Below are 21,831 nucleotides of genomic sequence, written 5' to 3' on the forward strand. Positions count from 1 at the left end.
TTATAGTTTCTTTTATGTGCGTCTTGACTGGTCAAATTTACCATCTTTTTAATTCTATTTCCAAAATATCAAGGGTGCCGAGGTATTTGAGCTTAAACCAGTGTTTTCTATTTGACTTGTAACTCTTAAAAAATACTTTCCCGTGGCTGGTATAAATTCTTCAAGATTCATACCAAAACGCACTTGACTTGGGCAGCTTGTACAGCTTTCAAACTGTTGATATAATAATCTGCCCGAAATGTTAAACACGGATAAATCAAAATCAATATTTGCTCCTGGTTTATCATGTTTGAGTTCAAGGCTCAAAATATCTTCGACCGGATTAGGGTAAAAACTGCTCAGTTCTGTCTGAAATGCACTTCTTGATAACTCTAGTGAAAACGACTCCACAGTTTGGTTATTATGGATGTCAGATATTTTTAATTGAATGGTATGTAGACTGGCATTTCCTGAGAGTGGTAAGAAATAATTGATCTTCCCGGCTTTTTCATCTAATGAAAAATAGTATTCATTAAGGTTGTAAACTAAGCTGTCATCTACGGTTATTTGTATTTGATGATCCTGATCTAAAAGACTTGTATTTATTCCACTTTCATCCTGTGTGTTGATGGTCAATACTCCACTGCTTTCGTCGTACGAAAATTTAACTTCAGGGCCTAGCTGGTCATTGGTTTGATTTGAGTAGTTCTTTAGTAATTTTAATTGATTAAAGCTTCCTTCTGCTTCTAAATTTTGCGATTCGTCAATAGCGTAAAAATAAGCAGTGCCCAAACCTTCTGTTTCACTGATGGAATTGCCGGGTGTGACACTTATGGAAAATTGGCCATTGATCACTTCGGTTTCACCTTGGAAAAGCAGATTGCTTTCCTCTTCATATGTCATTACGGTATTGCTGTTATTGCCAAGTGTGGATGAAGAGATCGGTTTATCATAAAGGCTTAGACGAATTCTTCCATTGAAATTAGCATCATCAATTTCTCCTCTAAATGTAAATTTTGTATTCCCTATAAGCTCTATTTTGGACGGATTCTGCTCATTGATGGTGATTAACCTAACATTTTTTTGAGGCCTGTTAATTCTCATCGAGGGGTCGCCTAAAAGAGAGAAATTACGGTTTATTTCTCCATTGATGGCATCGTTCTTTGTGGCTTTAAAAACGTCTCCAATTCTTTCAAATTCATTAATTCTGGTATAGAAAGCTTGATTGATGCCAAAGTTGGTACTCGAAAAAACCGGTCGGGTAGTGGTCAATAGAGCAGGTGTTCCTCCATTTGGATTTAGAAGAGCCAACTCTGCTCCAGAAACAACGGAAGGGTTATCAAAGCGACCGAACTCGCAAGTAGCCGTAAAGAAAATCGGCATGTTTTGGAGGTTTCTCCACTGCGTGATCTCCCTGAGGGTAAGAAGTTTTTCGTCTGTCCAGCCATCTTCAGAGCCATGACCATTGAAGTTGACTACCAATGCACCCTCGTCCATACCCTTTAAAAAGGCTGAAACAGCAGGTTCAGATCTTTCTCCAAGATCGGTTTCTGTTTGTTTATAGGCGTCGAGGTAAAGTTTGTGATTTTGAAGCTCGGGATTTTTTATTTTAGACAAAGCAGAGAAACTTTCAGCATCACGCTGATGTATATTTTGGTCAGCATCATCGGCGATAAATATCACTTTACGTTTCCATGAGCCTTTTGATTTATCATAGCTGATCAATTTCTCAATGACCTGTCTGGCTTCTAGTTTAGTTTTTACAGGCAGGCGACCTACTGCTATATCCAAAGTATGGTCATTATCATAATTCGGTCGCCAATTCCCATTTACGCTTTGACCTTCATCCCAAATGCCTTCGTGATCTTCCAGGAATCCGAAATAGTCATCTGACGCATAGCTATATATCGGCTCCAGAGACTCCTTGCTCTCATAACTTGGGATCAGCCTCTCGGGGTTAACGTAGCTTAGACCATTGGCATTTTTGTAGTCAAAGTTGGTGTCTCCTAACAAGAGGAGGTACTTGAATTTCTCGGGGTTCTGTAGCCATAAATCTCTACAATAATCACGAATAGCGGTGGGGTCTGTTTGGCCACCGGAATAATTGTGATAAATGCTCTCCAAGCTTACAGCTTCCGTTGCTAATCCATCATGCTCTGCTCTGTAGTCCTTTAATAAGATAGCCTCATTTTTAAAGTAGCTTGGGTAAACGATTAGTAATTCTGGTGTTTGTTGAGGTAAATCAGAAGTTTGAATTTGCTCTAGATTTTTCGGCTCTAGTACATTGTCGAGCGTGAAAAAAGCCAACTTTGTTAAGTTTTCAGAGGGCTTGATCAGATGACTGTTATTGCTCTGCTCAAACTGGCTCACTTCAGTAGGTGAACTAACATCCCATATAAACTGGTTGGAGTTTTTATCAAGGTGGAATTCATACTGGGTGTTTCGGGGTAAGAGATATGCTTGATGTTGCTCAGTATAAAAACCAACTGATCTTTTTCCTTCAATTTCCCAATAATTAAGATAGGCACCAGATGAAATGTCTAGCTCTTGCGGTAATTGAAAATTTAGACTCAGGCTTTCTGAAGTTGGCAGCCCGATTACCTCTAAGGAGCTGATCTCTCCGGCTCGGTTATATCTTCGGTAGTAATCGTTTCTTTGATACCTGATTTTGCGTAGCAAAACTTCATTATTCAAAGCCTCGTTTACAGAAATATTAAGCTTAGCATCTTCATAGGTTTGTCCCACAATATTGAAATGAAAACGAGCCGAGTCAGTAAGTGACAAGCCGGGAATTGTAACGCTTTTGCTTAGCTCCGAAAAGAAGTACTCGCCATACCATTCTCTACCTGAATTCAATAGATTGATAAAGTCTGGATCATAGAACTCAAAATGAGTAAGAGTTTCAATCTCAACGGCGTTAGAAATAGAGGAAAGCGAAACAGGTTCAATTTTTTTAGAATCTGTGCTTGAAAGCTCCATTAGTATATAAGCCTGATCAGTGTAAGGATTTTTTTGATGGCTTAGTTTTCCATCAATCAAAAGAACTTCATGTGGAGACTCGGCATAAAAAAGAATGTAGTCGCCTCTGTCAAATTTACCATTAGAGTCATTTGTGGAGACAGGTATTTCTTTCCAAGAAGGGTCTCGGCTTATTGAGTTACTCTGAGGTAGAACTTTAGTTGCAGAGTAATAAAACCGTGTTTTTTGAGGGTTGACTTCGTCAATTGCTACTCCATTTTTTTTGAGATAAGCTCGGTCAATTCTATAAACGCCATCATGCTCAATAGGAATTCTATACGTCTTTTGAGCCAAGGCTTGACTCAGAAAAACGCAGAGGAGGAATCCTATGTTAAGAATTTTCAGCATTGAAATAGTTTAATTGACTAGCTCAACCTGAGCCATCAGAGGAATTGTAAATTGTCTGTTAGAACCAATTTCCTGACAAAGTGCCCGGGTTCTTCTTTTCTCCAGTTTTTTAAACATACGATTCTTAAATACAAAAGTTTGGCCAAGGTTCAGATCCTCAAGGGTTTGCCCTCGGCTGGCTTTATCATATTGGCGGAGAGCTTTCATTAGTTGAGGGTCGCTGGTAGAAGAAGCCTTTGGGTTTTTCATGTACTTACTAAGGCTCAATAGGATGTCTGATGGCCAGAATTCTTCATTTAAAAGCGGAGCCATAAGTTCCTGAAAACGAAGCTTCCATTCTTTGCCATGAGGCTGAACCCTTTTTCTGCCAATCACATCGAAAATCTGCACATGCTGATGAGCTACTTCGTGAATATAGGTGACCAGGAAACTATAGCTGTTTAGGTCATGATTGACTGTAATCTGATGTTTGCCGTTTTGAAATCGATAATTGCCTAAGCAGGTACTTCTTGTTTTGGTCACTTTGAAAGAAAAAGGTTGTTCCTGCCAAAGAGAAACACAATAGCCTACTGCTTTCTCTGGAATTTGTTGTCTGAGAATAGTTTCCAGCTGTTCTGATTGTTTCGAAGAGAATGACCTTTGAACAGGTTTCTGTCGTTCTGTAGAGGAGAAGATTTTCTTTAATCGCAGCATTGTTTTATCAGCAGGAAGCAGCTAAGACTACAAATCTACAGACTTTAATCAAGCCTGATGTTGAATTGTTACGTCCTTTTAACGTCAAATGAATAGATTTGTGTCGAATTTTTAAGCATTGAATGAGAGAAATTAAGATTTACAATACGCTGACCCGCCAAAAAGAGGTGTTTGAACCTGTTACTGAAGGATATGTTGGAATGTATGTGTGCGGTCCTACAGTTTATAGTAATGCTCACCTGGGTAATGTCAGAACTTTTCTCACTTTTGATGTTCTGTTCAGATTTTTAAAAAGTATTGGCTACAAAGTCCGATACGTAAGGAATATCACGGATGTGGGGCACCTGGTAGGAGATGGTGATGAGGGAGAAGATAAGATCGGGAAGATAGCCAAGCTGGAAAAGCTGGAGCCCATGGAGGTAGTACAGCGTTACACCAATGATTTTCATCAGGTGCTAGACAAGTTTAACTTTCTGCCCCCAAGTGTTGAGCCAACGGCTACCGGTCATATGATAGAGCAGATAGAGGCTGTAAAGGAGTTGATTGCCAAAGGACTTGCTTATGAATCAAATGGCTCTGTTTATTTTGACATTGATCAATACAATGCGGAAGGGGGCTCATATGGTAAGTTATCAGGAAGAATTCTGGAAGATTTGCTAAATGAAACCCGTGAGTTGGATGGCCAGTCCGAAAAAAGAAATCAACTGGATTTCGCCATCTGGAAAAAGGCTTCACCAGAACATATAATGCAATGGCCCAGCCCATGGGGAATGGGTTTCCCCGGGTGGCATCTGGAGTGTACCTGTATGAGCAATAAGTACCTGGGAGATCAATTTGATATTCACGGTGGAGGTATGGATCTTAAATTCCCACACCACGAGTGTGAGATAGCTCAGGGTTCTAGTTTGACAGGCAAAGACCCGGTGAGATACTGGATGCATACCAATATGCTGACCGTGAATGGTCAGAAGATGTCTAAGTCACTAGGGAATAGTTTTCTGCCTGCACAGTTATTTGCCGGAGACCATGATCTTCTTGATCAGGCTTATAGCCCAATGACTGTTCGTTTTTTCATGTTACAGTCGCAATACAGAAGTACACTTGATTTTTCAAATGATGCTCTCAAAGGATCGCATAAAGCTTTCAGGAGATTGCTGAACGGTTTGAGAATTGTAAAGACTCTAGAGTTTGTAGAATCTGATGCTGCCATTGATGACAAGAAAAAAGCAGATGTAGAAAAGGCTGTTGAAGGTTTCTATTCGGCCTTAGGCGATGACCTTAATACTGCGGTAGGTATAGCACACTTATTCACGATGCTGAAATATGTCAATATGATTTACATGAATCAGTTGCCAGCGGCATCTTTAGGGAAAGAGACTTTTGAAAGTCTCAAAACGCATTATGTCCTGTTTTTTGAGGAAATTCTGGGTTTGAAAGAGGAACAAAACGGAACCGACACTTCTGTGCTGAATGGAATGCTTGAGATCTACAAAGAGCATAAAGCCAATCGCCAATTTGACAAGGTAGATCAGATCAGAGCTTATTTTAAAGATAACGGTATGGTCATTAAAGACTTGAAACACCGAATTGACTGGGCCTGGGAGGAGTAATTTTATAGGTATTTCTCAATGAGGTTCACCATTACCTTGAAGGGAAAACCAAGTTTTACAGCCAACTTCGAGGGAGCTTTTGGTTTGGCCAGAGGCTTGCCATACACACATGGTATGCTTTTTAGCTCGGTAAAGTGATTTTCTTCCACTTCCTTCTGATATGCAGTGTACAAGGGCTGCAAGTCTGGTCGGTCAGAAAGCTTATATCTGTTTTGCTTAGTAGCAATATTGTCTTCAATAGTGGGATTGAAAGTGCTGAAATGGAAAAATGAGAGAGGGAAATCTTCATTAACAAAATAGACCCCATTCTTTGTAGAAATCGTTCTTTCCTGAAGATTCCAGTAAGCCATGTTCATGCCTGGGTCCTTATCAATCAGAACTTTGTCAAAATAGGAAGGCACCAAATTGCACCATAATTGATCTACGAAAAGCCCATTGCACAAATCGTGGATACATTGGGTAGCCAGCCTCTCTTCCCACCATTTGATGAATCTTTTACTTTCTTCGGAGGTATTGATAGCCACAAAACCAAGATTAAAAACCCCATGGTTAAGGATGTCATGTTCATGAGTGTAAAACTCGTTTCGGTCATCTGTAATGGGTTGAGTCAGATGAGGCGTTAACACAATATTCCATTCCCTGAGCTTGGCTTTAAGGTCTTTTAGTGGCTGATAAACATAAATATCAGGATCGAAAAAGATGATGTTCTCTGCCTCAGGGTGGAGATTCATGAGGTGAGAGAAATAGAACGGCTTAACGGAAGTATTGAACTCTATGATGTCATAGTTTTCTTCCATCCAGTCGAAATTGAGTATCTCTACCTCCTTGACTTCAATGATATTGACTTTAGAATAGGTTTGACGGTATTGCTCGGGTATTCCTTCAAAATCATCGGCCAGGCCTATGTAAAACTTAATATCGGGGTTAGACTCTGCCATAGAGTCTGCCAAAGCTTTGGCCTGCGAGATATAATTATTTGAGCAAATGGTAAATGCTACCGTCATGAAGTCTTTCTCTTAATAATTGCCCCGCAAAAGTAGCGAAACTCGTTAAAGGCTCAATAGTTTACCCTTCTTTCACTACTCCATCTGCCAGCCAGTTGGCAATGGCCTGTCTGTTGTTTGGTAGTAAAAGTCTTTTTTGGTCGAAGCTGTTGGAGATGTTTCCGAGTTCAATGTACACCGTTGTCGGGATGGTCTCTCTGAGCATCCATAAATTTCGAGCTTTCACCACACCTTCATATCCTCTTCCTCTTTGGTGCTCATCATATTCGCTTTTAATGGTAGAATACATGGTGTTTGCCAGGCTTCTTCCCGATGTGCTGTTTGGGTTATAATAGAAGAAGACATCCACTTTATGGTTTTGATATCTGGAGTCTACATGAGTTACTATAGCTCTTTGCGTTTTGTATCCTTTGGCTTCATTTTCTCGGTATAGCTGATTGATAGCATCACTTCGCTGTTTTAACCGAACTCTTTGGTTTAGTGGCATACGAGCCCCGCCCCAAACAGTTTCGTCTTTATCGGGTTCCAAATAGGTTTCATCTCTAATCCCATCATTTTCATCACGGGTGATCATATAGACTTTAGCTCCATTACCTATTAGGTTTCTGGCTAGTCTAAGACTGACATCATATGCATATTCATCTTCACACAGCCAATGACCATTTTGGTTAAACATGGCTCCGGGGTCAGGCCCACCATGACCACTGACAATGTAGTAGACGTGGCCTTTGAGGCTATTATTATAAATCGGTGTTTTGGCGTATTCTTTTCCAAAGATGGAATAATTGACGTATCGTAAGGCCTCAGGTTTGTCTGTGAAGGCAGATAGCACGAACAGTCCTACCACCACAATGGCAGTTGAAAACAATTTTCTCATTTTTTCTCGGTTTATTAGAAAAGCAGGTTTTACCCTTTTTATTTTGGCATTTCGTTCCAAAAAGCAAAACGAAGACACCATTTTATTCCAAAAATAACCAGATGAGAGCAAGTATCAAAATCTCGGCAATTCTGCTGAGTATTATTTTTCTAACAAACTGTAAAAGTGGAAGTGAAGAAAATAAGACTGAATCCAGTAAAACAGCGGGTGTTGTGTTGGTTCCATCTCCGGCATTTGATGCAACAGGAGCATATGATAAAGTACAGAAACAAGTAGATTTTGGGCCAAGAGTACCAAATAGTGCAGCTCATACTGCTTGTGGAGACTGGATAGTGAATCAATTGAAAGACAGTGGACTGGAAGTGACAGAGCAAACGTTTCAAGCATTCTCCTTTAAAGGAAAGACTTTAAACGCCAGAAATATCATTGCAAGTTATAATCCGCAGGCTACCAAAAGAATATTATTAGGTGCTCACTATGATACGCGTCCTGTGGCAGATCAGGATGAAGAGCGTACTGAACAACCCATTCCTGGTGCCAATGATGGAGGAAGCGGAGTGGCTGTTTTATTGCAGATAGCTGAGGAGATTGCCGCAGCAGAAAAAAAGCCAAATGTAGGCATTGATTATATTTTCTTTGATGTAGAAGATGGCGGTACACCAGATAGTTTTGAAGGTAACGCCCTAAATGATTTCGGGGGTTATTGTATGGGTTCGGAGTATTGGTCAAAGAACCCACATAAAGAGAATTATTCTGCTTTTTATGGAGTGCTTTTAGATATGGTGGGAGCTAAAGGAGCTACTTTTTTGAAAGATAAAGCCTCGATGCAGGTAGCACCATCTGTGGTGAATAAAATATGGGGTATTGCTTCTCAAAAAGGTTACAGCTCTTTCTTTTTACCACAAAATGGTGGTGACATTATGGATGATCATATTCCGGTCATTATCAATGCTAAAATTCCGATGATTGACATCATTGATCAGAAAACCGGCAATCAGACTTTCTTTGATCACTGGCATACACATGATGATAACATGGAGTCTATTGATCCTTCAACCTTAAAAGCTGTAGGCGAAACTTTGCTTCAAACCTTATATCAGGAGGAAGGTGTCATATAAATGCCGTTGATGTCTGAACAAAATAAAAGCTCGAACCGCAAGGTTCGAGCTTTTATTTTTAGAAACTTTCTTTGTCTTACTTCACGCTGAAAGTAGTTTGACCGATTCTATAACCTTCAGAGAATAATACTACAGTGTATTTGCCAGATTCGTAATCTGCTCCTCTGTCATAAATGAAGTCAACTGTTTGACCATCGTTTGAGAACATGACCGTTTGCTTGGCAGTATAAACTGTTTCTTTTCCACCAAACTTGAATGTTCCTGAACCTGTAGCCATATCTGAGATTACCGTTCCAGTAGGATCTAGAAGTCTCATATAAACTGTCTTGTTTTCTTTTTTGGTTAATGGGTTCTCAGCCAGTTTGAAAGCAACTTTGATTTTGTCTACTTTTCTTGCTTTGAATTCTTCACCATCTTTCTCCTTACCTCTTGAGTTAATCGCAGATACAGAGTAGTTCATTGGTCTCAAAGCTGCCGCCAGAGACACCTTCTCGCTTAATTCGGCGTTCTTCGTGTTGATCGCAAAAACGCTATCCTTCAATGTAGCAGTTGTATTCTCAAGTGTTACTTTTTCTTCTTGAAGCTGAGTTTTTTCTGTCAAAAGAACCTCGTTTTCAGAAGTTAGGATCATGTTTGCTTCTTTCAGCTGTTGTATTTCACCGTCTTTTTCGGTTAAAGCGAGTTCGTAGTTAGCAATTTTATCCTGATACTCTTTCAAGCTTACATTTTTAGAGTAGATCAGATTTCTCTTGTCCTTTTCTAATTGTGATTTTAAAGCCTCTAATTCTTCAACCTGACCACCCAAAGCTGTTACTTCTGCAATTCTGGCGTCAAGCTGAGTGCTGATAGAGTCAAGCTTTGTATTGGTAAGCATAAGGTCACGATTTACTTCTCCTACCTCTACTACCTTTTCTGCTACTTTTTGGCGTTCTTTGAAATATAAAAAACCTAACACTGCTGCTACCGCGATAGCTAGAATTAAGCCGGCTTTCACGACTGAGCTGTTATTTGATTCTGAGTTTTCCATTTTAAATAACTTATGTACTTTTTCTATTTTAGGATATCGGTGAGCAAAGGTACGATTTTATTTTATTGATCGATCAAAAAGTATTTTTTGTCGACGAAAAGTATTTATTGGTCACTTCTCGCTTTATTCTAAATAGTATCTCCGCACTACGTTCAATTCATTAACTTTAGTTCGGATACAATATTATTTGTAGATGCATATTTTTTAAGAAAATTTTAAGAAAAGTATTTTTGCTCCTATGGCATTGATTTCAAAGAAGAAAATACCCTTTAAAATAAATACGGATTTAAGGTCATATCTGATGAAGTATGGACGTGAAGAGGAACTCCCTTTAAAATACTCAGACCTTCTACGTTTTGATAACCGTATGCCTCTGCTTGACAAGGACAATAATGATACGCTTTGGGAGACGGTGACCTATCCACAGTCAGATATGTCTGAGATTTACCATAATCTGAAGGAGATCTATGCCGATTTAAAAACGGATGGAGACGCTACAGTGATTAAACACCTTGTGGTAGATAGAGTTGACACATGTACTTATGCCAATACATCACCATTCAGGGTACGAATCATAAACATGGTGAATGATAACTATGACTATTTCTATATTAAAAACGCTGATGCCTCCAGAGTGTATGGGCTCGAGCTGGAGCACCTGCTTTCGCCAAATGTTATAAGTTACAGAACACATAAAGAAACATTAGTAGAAGAGCATATTGCTGGCATACCAGGAGACCTCTTTATGGATCAGCATTTGAGTGACTTCAAACTAAACCCTATTAGGCTTGCCAAGGAGTTTGTAAAGTTTAATGAACGATGCTTTGCCCGTTTACTAGGCGATATGCATTCGTCAAACTTTGTGGTAATTATTACTCCTGATTTTGAAGACTTCCACTACAGAATACGAGCGATTGATTTTGATCAGCAATCGTATGAAGGGAATAAGTCAGTGTACATGCCTCAATATTTTAAAGAAAACAATCCCATCATTGAAATGGGTATGAAGTACATGACCTCTGAGTCTGTACGTCAGTATCAAAAAGAAGAAAGATCACTCATTAGCAATCGAATTCAGTCTGAAAAAATAAGACTTAATGATCTCATGGAAGTGATGAAAAAGGACAAAGTAACGTTGGATGTAAATCTCAAGTATTTGATCAAAGAGCTAAATCAGCATCATAAGACCAAGGACTTTAAATCATGTAAGTCAATGGGTGAAGTATTGGAGCTCAACCTAAACCTACTGACTCAATAAATTACTTTCTTAAAGCCGCCAAAAAAATACATACCCAACCAATGATAAAGGCTGTGCCTCCTATAGGAGCAATAGCACCGAAAGTTTTAATACCGGTAAAGCAAATGGAATACAAGGAGCCAGAAAAAAAGATCACCCCAAGTGTAAATGCGTAACCAGCATACGTAAGGAGTTTTGAAGGGATAAATTGGCACAAGAAACCGGTTAACAAAAGTGCCAAAGTATGGTAAAACTGATAACTTACGGCGGTTTCAAAGGTGTCTAATCTGCCTTGTTCAATCAGGAAAGGCTCAAGAGTATGTGCTCCAAAAGCTCCTAGGGCTACGGCCAAAAAACCAAAAACAGCAGATATGACGATGAAAAGTTTGTTCATTAATAAAGTCTTTGTCCAAAAATAGCACTACCTACTCTAATCATTGTACTCCCACATTCTACTGCCAGTGGCCAGTCGCCACTCATACCCATTGAAATCTCGGTAAAATCTGGAAGTGAATATTCACCTTTAATCTTATCGAAGCTGTTCTTTAAAGAAAGGAATTCTTTTTTGACCTGCTCCTGATTATCTGTAAAAGTGCTCATGCCCATGAGTCCGCATAATCGGATATGCTCTAAGTTCTCAAGTTCAGGACTATTAAGAAGCTCGGTTAACTCATCTTGGGTCATTCCTGTTTTGCTATCTTCTTCGGCGATATGCATTTGAAGTAAGCAGTTGATGACTCTATCGTTCTTTTTTGCTTGTTTATTGACCTCTTTTAAAAGTTTAAAGGAATCAACAGAGTGAATCATTTTCACAAAGGGAGCAATATACTTCACTTTGTTGCTTTGCAAATGACCAATCATGTGCCATTCAATGTCCTGAGGTAATTCTTCAGCTTTGGCACATAACTCCTGTACATAGTTTTCGCCAAAAACTTTAAATCCCGAATCATAAGCTTCTAAAAGTTTGCTGTTCGGTTGTTTTTTAGAAACCGCAATTAACTGAACGCTTTCCGGTAGCTCACTTTGAATTTTTTTGAGATTCTCTGCTACGCTCATTTTTCAATGATTTCTTTAAGGCTGGCCGGTGAGTAATTTACACTTTTAAGGGTTTTATGGTCCCCTTCTCTAAAAACCAGGAATTTGTCTCCATCTTCTTTATAAAAACAGTCTGTTCCTTTGGCCTTATAATGGTCTACAGTGGCCTGTGCTTCTTCTTCTGTTTTACAGGCTTTGCTCATATTAGAACGCTGAACCTCATCAAATAGCTCTTTGAATTTATGGCCAAGCCCAAATTCTAAAACAGCTCCGGATAACACATACTGGATGTCACAAAGGGCATCGGCTATTTCTACTATATCTTTATCTTCAATAGCCTCCTGGAGTTCTTTTAGTTCTTCAGAGATAAGTTCTACACGTAATTCACATCTCTTTTGAGATGGTATCTGAGGTTCTTCTAAAATAGGATGATGAAATGTTCTGTGAAAATCAGCTACTTGTGAAAGAGATTCGGGAGACTTCATTTTATGTAGTTTTTTTAGGCCAATAAATTAGCTAGCCGTAAAATAAATTATCAAATATGATGGTTTGCAAAGTTCTCACAATTCGAGTAATATTGCTAAGAACTTACAAGTCAAATATTCTTAAATTGAAAATTATGAAGAAATTAGTTAGGTTGTTTAGCGTGCTGGCCCTAGCATCCACGGTAGCTTTTACGTCATGTACTGGTGATACTGGTCCTCAAGGTCCTGCTGGTCCTCAAGGTCAAGCTGGTTCAAATGGTACTAACGGAGCTGACGGTGCAGATGGTGCTGACGGAGCCGATGGTAAAGACGGTAATGCAAATGTAAAGAGCTTCACTAGCACAGTTTCTGTAGCTAGCTGGACTCCAACTGACGTTCCAGGTATTGGTTCTTCTACTACAAGTACATGGGGTGCAACAAGTGTTTCTAATGACCTGATTACTGCTGGTACTTTTGTACTTGCGTGGGTGGTTAATGGAGACTTCGAATACGCTCTTCCAATTTCTCTTTCTAAAGAAATAGATGGTTCTGTAGAATCACTTCAATATGCAACTGGAACTGGTCAGGTAAATCTTTATTATAAAAGCCAGACTTCATTGTTCGGTGGGTCTACCACTTATGCTCCAGGTTCTGACTTAAACTTCAAGTTCGTAGTTATCGAAGAAAACCTTGAAGCTGGAATGAAAGCTGCTGGTATTGATATGGGTAACTACACAGAAGTAGTAAACTACATGAACAGATCAGTAACTATCCCTTCTATTCAGTAAGAGATAGATAAGATTGTATAATTTAGCCTCTCCAAAACAGGAGAGGCTTTTTTGTGCTCATTAATGAAGAAGGTTATATTTTCTATTCTGATTTTATTTAGTGCTTTTACGAGTGCTTTCTCACAGTTTCTGGAAGATAAGAGCAGTCAGCAGACCGTAGTGCAGGCGTTAAATTATATTTACAATGCCGAATATAGTTTGGCTGAGAAAACGCTTTTGCCGGTTTATAAAAAATACGAGAATCATCCGGTTTCAGAATTACTTAAAGCTACAGTCCTTTCCTGGAAGCATAAGCCCATAGAGAAGAATCAAACGATGGTAAAGAAGTATCTGGCCCATCTTAATGCCTGTCAGGAAAAAGCCGTACTTTTACTTAAGAGAGATGAATCTATAAAAGCCGAGGCTACATTTTATTTATTATCTGCTCATGGTTTTATAGCCCGGGTTCATCATCATAACAAGGACTATATTAAAGCAGGGATAGAGGCCAAGTCTGCTTATGGTTATCTGAAGGATGGATTTACACTGGTTCATCAAAATCCAGATTTTCATTTTACCAACGGACTATACCTTTATTACCGAGAACGATATCCTGAGATACATCCGCAGATAAAACCTATTATTTACTTCTTTAAATCAGGGGATAAGGCAAAGGGTTTGGCTTCTTTAAAGAAAGCGACTCAAGAGGCTTTGTTTTCTAAAGTAGAAGCAGAGAACTACTATGGTGGTATACTTCTAAAGTATGAAAACAGAAATATGGAGGCCTTTAGTATCTATAGGGGATTGGTGAAGAGATATCCGAATAATGCGGATTTTTATTTGAGGTATATTCAAAGCTTACACGCTACCAAACAGTTTGATAAAATGGGAGGAGCTTTGTCAAAGCTGAATCAGTTTCAGGGAATTGACCAGAAATTGGGATATTTGCTATTCAAAGGGCTCTATGAATTTCAGATAGGGAATTTTGCTGAGGCAAAAATAGATTTGAAAAAGGTGGAAAGTTTTGGTGAGGAAAGCTCTTATACAGAGGACTTTCAAAGTATGGCCAAACTTACACTCGGGAAAATTGCTCTGAAAGAAGGAAATGAAACATTGGCAGAAGATTACTTCGAAGAGTCGGAGAACCTTGCAGAGTATTATTGGGTCAGAAAAGAGTTGACGGAACTATTGAAAAAATAAAAGGAATAAATGGGCAAAGACTTATTAATAAAGGGTGGTCAGTTAATTAATGAAGGAAAAATTTTCTCGGCAGATGTTCTGATCAGAAACGGGAGAATAGAGAAGATAGCTTCGCAAATTGATATGGAACATGGTGTTAGAGAAATCAATGCCGAAGGGAAATTTGTAATGCCAGGGGTAATTGATGATCAGGTTCATTTCAGAGAGCCCGGGTTAACGCATAAGGCTAATATTTATACAGAAGCCAAAGCGGCCGTAGCAGGCGGAACTACCACATTCATGGAGATGCCGAATACCGTACCCAATGCACTTACTCAGGAGCTACTGCAAGATAAGTACGATATAGGGGCTCGTACTTCTTTATCAAACTACTCGTTTTACATGGGTGCGTCTAATGACAATTATGACGAAGCCATGAAGACTGACCTTTCAAAGATTTGTGGTCTCAAAATTTTCATGGGAAGCTCCACAGGTAATATGTTGGTAGATAATGAGACCATTCTCTCAAAATTGTTTTCTTCCTTCGAAGGACTAATTGCAACCCACTGCGAGGATGAAGCCACTGTAAGAGGGAACTTTGATAAATATAAGGCTAAGTATGAAAACCAAACTCCACCTTATGATATACACGCTTTAATAAGGAACGAGGAAGGCTGCCTTATCTCATCCGATATGGCCGTTTCTCTGGCACAAAAACACAATACCAGACTTCATATTCTTCACATTTCTTCCAGTGATGAGATCAAACTTTTTGATAACTCTATTCCTCTAACTGAGAAGCGAATAACAGCAGAGGTATGTGTGCATCATTTATGGTTTGATGCTGAAGATTATAAAGAGAAAGGTAATTTCATTAAGTGTAATCCGGCCATAAAGCACAACCATAGAGATAAACTTTTCCAGGCTTTATTAGACGATCATTTTGATGTCATTGCTACCGACCATGCTCCTCATCAATTAGAAGAAAAGCAAAAGCCTTATTGGGAGGCCCCTTCAGGTTTACCTTTAATTCAGCATAGTTTATTAACCATGTTTGATTTCTATCAGCAAGGGAAGATTAGCTTAGAAAGAATCATTGAAAAGATGTGCCACGCACCTGCTCAGTGTTTCAAAGTGGAAGAAAGAGGCTATTTAAGAGAAGGATATTTTGCTGATATGGCAATCGTAGACCTGAACGCCAAAACTGAAGTAAGGAAAGATAATATCTTATTCAAGTGCGGTTGGTCTCCTTTTGAAGGTCATACGTTTGGCAGTAAGGTGACTGATACCATTGTTTCGGGTCATCATGTTTACTCTAATGGTGTTTTTGATGAATCAAAAATGGGAGAGAGAGTGACTTTTGATCCGATACGGTAGAAGAGCACTTAAGTCATAAAACAGAAAAGCCTCTGATTATTTCAGAGGCTTTTCTGTTCAAGTAAACTGAGGTCGATTGAAAATTTTGTTGAGGATAGTATCGTAGACATTACCAAACTTTGTGTAACACCATGTTTTTAGCTGCCTCACTTCTTCAGGGACTAACTGTAGAAGTCCTTTCTGTAATTCTTTTTCAAACAGCTTTTTGTCAAAACTAACCTTCTCTAAAATTAACTTCACGTACTCTAGCATGGTCATACTCATAAGTACTTAAGGTTTAATGAACAACGCAATAATAATATATAAACTGTTGAGTAAACTTAATAAAATTTGCCTTATCAGTCAAGAGCAGAATTTTATTAAATCATTGTCTTTATAACGTCCTCAATAGGGCGGTTATTTTTAAAAAATCCATGGAGTTTTATCAAGACCTCTTCCATGATGGCATCCGGGCATGAAGCTCCGCAGGTAAGGAGGATTTTTAATGGTTCTTTTGAGCTTAGATAGTCTAAAGATTCTACTTCCTCTTTTTGATGAAGGTCAAAATGTTTGATCTGTTTTTCACTCAATAGACTCGCGGCTGATCTGATAAAGTAGGTTTTAAGTTTTTCCTCACATAACTCAACCAAATGACTCGTGTTAGAACTATTATATCCACCTACCACAATGGCCAGATCGGCGTTTGTTTTCAGAAGTTCGTAAGTAGCATCCTGATTATCATTTGTAGCATAGCAGAGAGTGTCTCTTGTATTCGCAAAACGACTTTGAGCATCACTCTCATCCAATTGATAATGTTCTACAATGACCGATTTGAGGTAATCAGAAATTTCCTGAGTTTCTGAGGCAAGCATCGTAGTCTGATTCACCACGCCTATTTGCTGTAGGTCTCTTTTAAAATCAAAACCTTCAGAATATTGATCTTTAAACTGCAGCTCAAACGCTTCCTGAGTTCCTTTTCCTTTAATGTAATCTGCTAGTATTTCAGCTTCTTTGATATCACGTATTACTAGAGTAGGGGTATGATCCTGGCTATGCGAGAAAGTCGCCCTCGTTTCTTCATGACTAGGTTTACCATGTACTATAATGGTATAACCTTTTTCTCCTATCTGACCCGCCCTTTTCCAAACCTTTTCTACGAATGGGCAGGTAGTATCATATTGATAAGGGTTTATTCCTATTTGTTGTAATCTATCCTGAAGCTCAAGGGTGGTACCAAAAGCTGGAACAATTACAATGTCTTCTTTGGTAAGTTCTGACCAGTCAAAAATGTCGTTTCCTTTGGTATCCATCAAGAAACGTACTCCTCTTGAAAGCAAGTCTTCATTCACCTCGGGATTGTGAATCATTTCACTGAGAAGGAAAACTCTTTTGTCTGGGTGCTCATCTAAAGTCCTGTAGGCGATATCAACTGCATTTTCCACACCGTAACAAAAGCCAAAATGTCTTGCCAGATGAATTTTCAAAGGCCCAAAGTCCAGTGTTGTTGGGCTAAAGTCCTTCTTAAGTTTATCTGCTTTTCGACGAAATTCTTTGATTCCACCAATGATAGGGCTTCTGTAAAACTCAGGGATATTAAATTTCTTCATGCTATTTTCTGCCTGTATTTAAAACAGTAGAACTGGGTAGATGGTTGCAAAAGTACGCTTTCTATCAAAAGGGCGTTGAATTATCCTTAAATTTGGCTTCGCTTCTTTCAGTATGATAATCAAACCACTAAGAGCCTTTCTGATTAGTATGGTCTTTTGCCTGAATCTTCAGGCACAAAGTGCAAACATTCCTTATTCTGAAGATTATTACCACCTTATAGATAGATATGAGATTAAAGCTGGTCAGTTAAGCAATGATTTTCATTCTAACATAAAGGCTTTTGAGCGTAAAAAAGTAGCAGAATACTTTACAGTAGTTTTTGATGATAGTACACGCTTTAGTTCGGTAGATTCTTTCAATTTGGAATATTTGAGAGATGATAATTGGGAGTGGTATGCGGAGCGTGAGGATAGTTTAAAAGGTCTTTGGAATACTTTTTTCAAAGAAAGGGCAGATTTTTATCATTTCAAGAATGAAGAGTTTGATATTCACCTCAATCCTGTGTTTCACTTTGCCGGTGGCAATAGCCGGCTTGAAGATGACAAACAAAGTACCTTCAGAAATACCCGAGGTATCAGAATACGTGGTACAGTAGGTAAGAAGTTAGGGTTTTACTCTTTCTTCAGTGAAAATCAGGCGGGAACACCGCAATACATCAGATCTTATGTTTTAGATACCAAAGGTTATCCATACAATGGATTTACCAAGGTGGTCAATGGTGATAGTTTGAACATGGTGAGGGACTACTTTCAGGCGGAAGGTTATTTGACCTACTATCCCAATAAGAATATTATGCTGAGGGTGGGTCATACCAAAAACTTTATTGGTTCAGGTATAAGATCCATGATCTTGAGTGATTTTAGTGCTCCGTACTTCAATTTTATGGCTGATGTGAAGCTAGGCAGGTTAGAATATGTCAATTTGCTGGCTAAGCTGAATAATGTGCAGGAAGATTTTGATGTGGCCGATCTTGAGGTAATTCCTCCAAAGTTCATGGTGTTTCATCATTTGAACTTAAATGTCACCAATTTTCTGAACCTTGGATTGTTTGAAACCGTGATGTTTGGCAATCGCAAGTTTGACATGAATTACCTAAATCCGGTCATATTCTATCGATTTGTAGAAGGACTAATCGGGAGTTCAGATAATGCTATCGTAGGAGCAGATTTTAAACTAAACCTGGCAAAGTCTGTATCTTTTTACGGGCAACTTGTACTCGATGAGTTTAACAGAAAAGAGAGCAAAAATGAGGGCTGGTATGGTCAAAAGAATGCTGCCCAGATAGGAGGGAAATATATCGATGCATTCACTATTTCTCAGTTAGATCTACAGCTGGAGTATAACTATGCCAGGCCATATACTTACAGTCACTTCACTACTTACAGTAATTTACTGAATTATAACCTTCCGCTGGCACACCCATTGGGTGCTAATTTTAGAGAAATGATTTTTAATGCCAGATACCAGCCAATAGATAGGTTATTCCTGAAGTTTACTTACCTGTGGAACCTTAAAGGGTATGATGATGAAGGCAGAAATTGGGGAGGTGATATATCAAAAAATTATCGTGCAAACCGACCTTTGGAGTTTGGGAATTCGATAACACAGGGAGTAAAAAGAACAACAAGACTGATCAATACCAGAGCTTCTTATATGCTTTATCACAATCTTTGGATTGATTTGATGTATCAAAAAAGACGACTCTTTGGTGAAGAATTAGATCAAAACGAAAATTTGATTCAGTTTGGAGTACGCTGGAATGCTTTCTTTGAAGAAAACATCTATTAAAAAGGGGCTTTACTAAGGTCAAAGTTGTTCAGCTTTGGATTTATTGTAATCCTAGAGATTTTGATTACGAAAAAAGTGGTTCCTTGAAACCTTACTGCTTTCACATAATTGTCTTTTAATCTCATTTCTCGGTAAATAGCCGTGTAATTGAATTGAGAAATTTCCCATTCATTAAGTACTAGGGCGGCTCTTAAGGCTTCAAAAGCCAGTGTTAGATTTGAATAATAACTAATACTGTTTGAGCTCCCCTTAAACGCAAGCTTCTCTTCATTAAACGATATTTCCACCTGTATGATTTGACTTGTTTTCATATGTAAATGTTAAATAGTCCATTCGCTCTCTTGATGTTTATTGAAAGAAAAGTATGGCCGAAAACGGCTTTTTTAGATGCTTGAGCTTGTTTTGTAAATTTAATGAAAAATAGTGTTATTATTTTTCAAGCGTGAAACAATTCTGATCACCTCAGCGTTTAAAGGTCATGTTTGCAACGCACACTCATATGCGTAGCAAAGTAGCAATCCTGCCCTCGGCGGGATTTTTTGTTTATATCCGTTCCCAATTTTTATTAAGAAAACTGAAGCCGACGTTTTGAAATGGCGGTGGAGTTCATTCTCTTTGAACCAAAGAAAAAATTCAAAGTATGATTAGCGATAAAATGCAGCAAATGCTCAATGAGCAATACAATAAAGAAGTCTATTCTGCACATCTCTACCTTTCTATGTGCTCCTACTTTATGGATCGTGACCTTGATGGTTTCGCCAATTACTTTAGGGTGCAGTCTCAGGAAGAACTTCAGCATGCTGATAAGCAGTTTGACTATGTACATGATGTGGATGGTAAGATTACCATTTTACCAGTAGAAGCTCCACCCGCTGAGTTTGAGTCTATCATTGATTGTTTTGAGCAGACTTTGGCTCATGAGCAGTATGTAACCAAAAGTATCTATGCATTGGTTAAACAGGCGTTAGAGGAGGGGGATTTTGCGACGCACACATTCCTCCAATGGTTTATAACAGAACAAGTAGAAGAAGAAGCGACGGTCAAAAACCTGTTAAGTAAACTTAAGATGATAGGTGATAATACCTCTGCCTTATATCTTTTAAATGATGAACTTCTTCAAAGACAATTGGGAGCAGAAGGGGCAGAATAGTTCATAATGTCTACAGAAAGGGCTCTATGAGCCTTTTTTATTTGTTCCTTAATTTTATTTAGATTAAGTCTAAATACATTCTATATTTGCGGTTGATTTTCACAATTAGTTAAACATAACCGAATTAGAGTACAAAATGAGGAATTACTTCATTAGTGGATTGGCGTTAGTCGCTTTATTAAGTTCATGCGATACAGGAAATGATGTTAGTCCGGAGAAACCGGAATTGAATATCCCTGAAACATATTCGTTTTCAAGAAACGGAGAAAGCACTGTTTCTTACAGTGGACAAACCACCAGACTTCAAATGGCGGCAGAATTAACTTCAGCTATGAGTGCCTCAGGTACTTCTACTGCTGAAACGTTAGTTGGTATGTACAGGAATCAAGGAGGTTTCTTCGCCAATGCAGATCTTAACGCTTCTGATAAGAGTGTAAAGTCTAAAGTAGCTGCATCTGCAGATTTCTTCGCAAATAACCCTACCGAGAGTACTGAGATTCAAGATACTTTTGAGACGCTTTTGTATGCTCAAGTAGATGAAGTTTTCCCTAACTGGAACACTGAGGCTGCAGCAGGCGTAGCAGGTCAGTTTGTGGATGGCACCTCTGTAAGGCATGTAAACGCTCTGGGCTTAGAGTACGACCAAATGGTGGCGAAGTCTTTAATCGGAGCTTTAACACTTGATCAAATAGTGAATAACTATGTTAGCGTAAATGTACTGGATGCCGGCTCTAATGTTGAGGATAATAATAATCTGGTTTTGGCCGACGGTAAACCTTACACCACAATGGAGCATAAATGGGATGAGGCCTATGGCTACCTTTTTGGAGGTGCAGCCGACGGAGCTAACCCGCTTCCAACCTTGGGTTCTGATGACTCCTTCTTAAACAAGTATCTGAAAAGAGTGGAAGATGATCCTGATTTTGCCGGTATAGCACAAACAATTTTTGATGCTTTCAAAACTGGGAGAGCAGCCATAGTAGCTCAGGATTACGATTTGAGAGATCAGCAAGCGGAGATTATTCGTGAAAACTTATCTAAAGTAGTTGCTGTAAGAGCTATACATTATTTCCTTGCAGGTAAGCAGGCAATTGAGAATGGAGAAGACAGAGAAGCTGCGTTTCATGATCTTTCTGAAGGACTTGGTTTTGTATACAGTTTAAGATTCACCAGAAAGCCGAATAGCACTGAAAGTTATTTACCAGCTGCTGAGGTTAACGCCTTTATAGCCGGAGCTTTAGCTAATAATGGTTTCTGGGATGTTACTCCAGAGTTTTTAGATCAGGTAGCTCTACGCATTGGTTCAGCTTTCGGTATTGACCCGAGTTTAACGATAAACTAATAAGTTTTGAGAATTGAGTCGTCATTTTGGCGACTTAATTCAAATTTTATTTAGACCTAATCTAATTAAGAACTACATTTGTTAAAACTTTAATACAATGGCAGAAGAGAGTACTTTATTTAGTTCTTTTTTATCTGATGAGACGCAGGGTAATCCTGCTAAATCACCATGGGAAAGCCATGAGTGTGTGTTAAAGAAATGTTGTAAAAAGTATAAGAAAAAGGGCAGGCA

Annotated in this window: 19 protein-coding genes; 9 read left to right on the forward strand and 10 right to left on the reverse strand. The window is 38.8% G+C overall.

Annotation, left to right across the window (positions count from 1 at the left end):
• Positions 1 to 54: 54 nt before the first annotated feature.
• The gene (porU, locus tag ACUXV0_RS14345) at positions 55 to 3,345 is read right to left on the reverse strand and encodes a type IX secretion system sortase PorU (RefSeq protein ID WP_446190251.1); all 3,291 of its coding nucleotides are present in this window, start codon (positions 3,343 to 3,345) and stop codon (positions 55 to 57) included.
• A 9-nt stretch (positions 3,346 to 3,354) separates the two neighbouring features.
• Positions 3,355 to 4,038: a SprT-like domain-containing protein gene (locus tag ACUXV0_RS14350; RefSeq protein ID WP_446190252.1), complete on the reverse strand. Its 684-nt coding sequence runs from the start codon at positions 4,036 to 4,038 to the stop codon at positions 3,355 to 3,357.
• A 122-nt stretch (positions 4,039 to 4,160) separates the two neighbouring features.
• Here ACUXV0_RS14350 and cysS point away from each other — a divergent pair, with 122 nt between their 5' ends.
• On the forward strand, positions 4,161 to 5,648 hold the full coding sequence (gene cysS, locus ACUXV0_RS14355; RefSeq protein ID WP_446190253.1) for a cysteine--tRNA ligase: 1,488 nt from the start codon (positions 4,161 to 4,163) through the stop codon (positions 5,646 to 5,648).
• 2 nt (positions 5,649 to 5,650) lie between these two features.
• On the opposite strand, the gene ACUXV0_RS14360 is transcribed toward cysS, so the two are convergent.
• Together ACUXV0_RS14360 and ACUXV0_RS14365 are read right to left on the reverse strand one after the other, a co-directional pair.
• The gene (locus ACUXV0_RS14360; protein ID WP_446190254.1) at positions 5,651 to 6,652 is read right to left on the reverse strand and encodes a glycosyltransferase; all 1,002 of its coding nucleotides are present in this window, start codon (positions 6,650 to 6,652) and stop codon (positions 5,651 to 5,653) included.
• 61 nt (positions 6,653 to 6,713) lie between these two features.
• On the reverse strand, positions 6,714 to 7,529 hold the full coding sequence (locus ACUXV0_RS14365) for an N-acetylmuramoyl-L-alanine amidase family protein (protein ID WP_446190255.1): 816 nt from the start codon (positions 7,527 to 7,529) through the stop codon (positions 6,714 to 6,716).
• A gap of 101 nt (positions 7,530 to 7,630) precedes the next feature.
• Between ACUXV0_RS14365 and ACUXV0_RS14370 the strand changes: the two genes are divergently transcribed.
• Positions 7,631 to 8,647, forward strand: a complete 1,017-nt coding sequence (locus ACUXV0_RS14370) for a M28 family peptidase (RefSeq protein ID WP_446190256.1) — start codon at positions 7,631 to 7,633, stop codon at positions 8,645 to 8,647.
• Positions 8,648 to 8,723: 76 nt separating this feature from the next.
• On the opposite strand, the gene ACUXV0_RS14375 is transcribed toward ACUXV0_RS14370, so the two are convergent.
• On the reverse strand, positions 8,724 to 9,674 hold the full coding sequence (locus ACUXV0_RS14375) for a hypothetical protein (RefSeq protein WP_446190257.1): 951 nt from the start codon (positions 9,672 to 9,674) through the stop codon (positions 8,724 to 8,726).
• A gap of 238 nt (positions 9,675 to 9,912) precedes the next feature.
• Between ACUXV0_RS14375 and ACUXV0_RS14380 the strand changes: the two genes are divergently transcribed.
• Complete coding sequence (locus ACUXV0_RS14380; RefSeq protein ID WP_446190258.1) at positions 9,913 to 10,932, forward strand: hypothetical protein; 1,020 nt, start codon at positions 9,913 to 9,915, stop codon at positions 10,930 to 10,932.
• A 1-nt stretch (position 10,933) separates the two neighbouring features.
• On the opposite strand, the gene ACUXV0_RS14385 is transcribed toward ACUXV0_RS14380, so the two are convergent.
• Genes ACUXV0_RS14385 through ACUXV0_RS14395 form a run of 3 tightly spaced genes read right to left on the reverse strand, consistent with a single transcriptional unit; the run spans position 10,934 to position 12,431 of the window.
• Complete coding sequence (locus ACUXV0_RS14385; protein WP_446190259.1) at positions 10,934 to 11,305, reverse strand: DUF423 domain-containing protein; 372 nt, start codon at positions 11,303 to 11,305, stop codon at positions 10,934 to 10,936.
• Positions 11,305 to 11,967 carry a YggS family pyridoxal phosphate-dependent enzyme gene (locus ACUXV0_RS14390; protein WP_446190260.1) on the reverse strand — a complete coding sequence of 221 codons (663 nt, stop codon included), beginning with the start codon at positions 11,965 to 11,967 and terminating at the stop codon, positions 11,305 to 11,307. Before ACUXV0_RS14390 ends, ACUXV0_RS14385 begins: the two co-directional genes overlap by 1 nt.
• Complete coding sequence (locus ACUXV0_RS14395; protein WP_446190261.1) at positions 11,964 to 12,431, reverse strand: hypothetical protein; 468 nt, start codon at positions 12,429 to 12,431, stop codon at positions 11,964 to 11,966. Before ACUXV0_RS14395 ends, ACUXV0_RS14390 begins: the two co-directional genes overlap by 4 nt.
• Positions 12,432 to 12,565: 134 nt before the next feature.
• Here ACUXV0_RS14395 and ACUXV0_RS14400 point away from each other — a divergent pair, with 134 nt between their 5' ends.
• From ACUXV0_RS14400 to ACUXV0_RS14410, 3 genes are all read left to right on the forward strand, one after another.
• Complete coding sequence (locus ACUXV0_RS14400; RefSeq protein WP_446190262.1) at positions 12,566 to 13,198, forward strand: collagen-like triple helix repeat-containing protein; 633 nt, start codon at positions 12,566 to 12,568, stop codon at positions 13,196 to 13,198.
• A 63-nt stretch (positions 13,199 to 13,261) separates the two neighbouring features.
• Positions 13,262 to 14,377, forward strand: coding sequence for a hypothetical protein (locus ACUXV0_RS14405; RefSeq protein WP_446190263.1), 1,116 nt, complete (start codon positions 13,262 to 13,264; stop codon positions 14,375 to 14,377).
• 9 nt (positions 14,378 to 14,386) lie between these two features.
• Positions 14,387 to 15,733 carry a dihydroorotase gene (locus tag ACUXV0_RS14410; RefSeq protein ID WP_446190264.1) on the forward strand — a complete coding sequence of 449 codons (1,347 nt, stop codon included), beginning with the start codon at positions 14,387 to 14,389 and terminating at the stop codon, positions 15,731 to 15,733.
• A gap of 359 nt (positions 15,734 to 16,092) precedes the next feature.
• Here the strand turns inward: ACUXV0_RS14410 and ACUXV0_RS14415 are convergent, their stop codons facing one another.
• Positions 16,093 to 17,319, reverse strand: coding sequence for a 4-hydroxy-3-methylbut-2-enyl diphosphate reductase (locus tag ACUXV0_RS14415; protein WP_446190265.1), 1,227 nt, complete (start codon positions 17,317 to 17,319; stop codon positions 16,093 to 16,095).
• Positions 17,320 to 17,431: 112 nt separating this feature from the next.
• Here ACUXV0_RS14415 and ACUXV0_RS14420 point away from each other — a divergent pair, with 112 nt between their 5' ends.
• A complete protein-coding gene (locus ACUXV0_RS14420; RefSeq protein WP_446190266.1) occupies positions 17,432 to 19,108 on the forward strand; it encodes a hypothetical protein in 1,677 nt (558 codons plus the stop codon).
• Here the strand turns inward: ACUXV0_RS14420 and ACUXV0_RS14425 are convergent.
• Complete coding sequence (locus ACUXV0_RS14425) at positions 19,105 to 19,419, reverse strand: hypothetical protein (RefSeq protein ID WP_446190267.1); 315 nt, start codon at positions 19,417 to 19,419, stop codon at positions 19,105 to 19,107. The two genes, ACUXV0_RS14420 and ACUXV0_RS14425, sit on opposite strands and share 4 nt — an antisense overlap.
• Before the next feature lie 329 nt (positions 19,420 to 19,748).
• On the opposite strand from ACUXV0_RS14425, the gene ACUXV0_RS14430 reads away from it, so the two are divergent.
• Both ACUXV0_RS14430 and ACUXV0_RS14435 read left to right on the forward strand, forming a co-directional pair.
• A complete protein-coding gene (locus ACUXV0_RS14430) occupies positions 19,749 to 20,258 on the forward strand; it encodes a ferritin (protein WP_446190268.1) in 510 nt (169 codons plus the stop codon).
• Between the two features lie 136 nt (positions 20,259 to 20,394).
• Positions 20,395 to 21,600, forward strand: a complete 1,206-nt coding sequence (locus tag ACUXV0_RS14435; protein ID WP_446190269.1) for a DUF4856 domain-containing protein — start codon at positions 20,395 to 20,397, stop codon at positions 21,598 to 21,600.
• Positions 21,601 to 21,831 lie beyond the last annotated feature (231 nt).

The sequence above is a fragment of the Jiulongibacter sp. NS-SX5 genome (assembly GCF_052828545.1).

Bases quoted from the DNA above. Each gene is read 5' to 3' on its own strand.
- porU (WP_446190251.1), bottom strand. From the start codon at position 3,345: ATGCTGAAAATTCTTAACATAGGATTCCTCCTCTGCGTTTTTCTGAGT.
- ACUXV0_RS14350 (WP_446190252.1), bottom strand. From the start codon at position 4,038: ATGCTGCGATTAAAGAAAATCTTCTCCTCTACAGAACGACAGAAACCT.
- cysS (WP_446190253.1), top strand. From the start codon at position 4,161: ATGAGAGAAATTAAGATTTACAATACGCTGACCCGCCAAAAAGAGGTG.
- ACUXV0_RS14360 (WP_446190254.1), bottom strand. From the start codon at position 6,652: ATGACGGTAGCATTTACCATTTGCTCAAATAATTATATCTCGCAGGCC.
- ACUXV0_RS14365 (WP_446190255.1), bottom strand. From the start codon at position 7,529: ATGAGAAAATTGTTTTCAACTGCCATTGTGGTGGTAGGACTGTTCGTG.
- ACUXV0_RS14370 (WP_446190256.1), top strand. From the start codon at position 7,631: ATGAGAGCAAGTATCAAAATCTCGGCAATTCTGCTGAGTATTATTTTT.
- ACUXV0_RS14375 (WP_446190257.1), bottom strand. From the start codon at position 9,674: ATGGAAAACTCAGAATCAAATAACAGCTCAGTCGTGAAAGCCGGCTTA.
- ACUXV0_RS14380 (WP_446190258.1), top strand. From the start codon at position 9,913: ATGGCATTGATTTCAAAGAAGAAAATACCCTTTAAAATAAATACGGAT.
- ACUXV0_RS14385 (WP_446190259.1), bottom strand. From the start codon at position 11,305: ATGAACAAACTTTTCATCGTCATATCTGCTGTTTTTGGTTTTTTGGCC.
- ACUXV0_RS14390 (WP_446190260.1), bottom strand. From the start codon at position 11,967: ATGAGCGTAGCAGAGAATCTCAAAAAAATTCAAAGTGAGCTACCGGAA.
- ACUXV0_RS14395 (WP_446190261.1), bottom strand. From the start codon at position 12,431: ATGAAGTCTCCCGAATCTCTTTCACAAGTAGCTGATTTTCACAGAACA.
- ACUXV0_RS14400 (WP_446190262.1), top strand. From the start codon at position 12,566: ATGAAGAAATTAGTTAGGTTGTTTAGCGTGCTGGCCCTAGCATCCACG.
- ACUXV0_RS14405 (WP_446190263.1), top strand. From the start codon at position 13,262: ATGAAGAAGGTTATATTTTCTATTCTGATTTTATTTAGTGCTTTTACG.
- ACUXV0_RS14410 (WP_446190264.1), top strand. From the start codon at position 14,387: ATGGGCAAAGACTTATTAATAAAGGGTGGTCAGTTAATTAATGAAGGA.
- ACUXV0_RS14415 (WP_446190265.1), bottom strand. From the start codon at position 17,319: ATGAAGAAATTTAATATCCCTGAGTTTTACAGAAGCCCTATCATTGGT.
- ACUXV0_RS14420 (WP_446190266.1), top strand. From the start codon at position 17,432: ATGATAATCAAACCACTAAGAGCCTTTCTGATTAGTATGGTCTTTTGC.
- ACUXV0_RS14425 (WP_446190267.1), bottom strand. From the start codon at position 19,419: ATGAAAACAAGTCAAATCATACAGGTGGAAATATCGTTTAATGAAGAG.
- ACUXV0_RS14430 (WP_446190268.1), top strand. From the start codon at position 19,749: ATGATTAGCGATAAAATGCAGCAAATGCTCAATGAGCAATACAATAAA.
- ACUXV0_RS14435 (WP_446190269.1), top strand. From the start codon at position 20,395: ATGAGGAATTACTTCATTAGTGGATTGGCGTTAGTCGCTTTATTAAGT.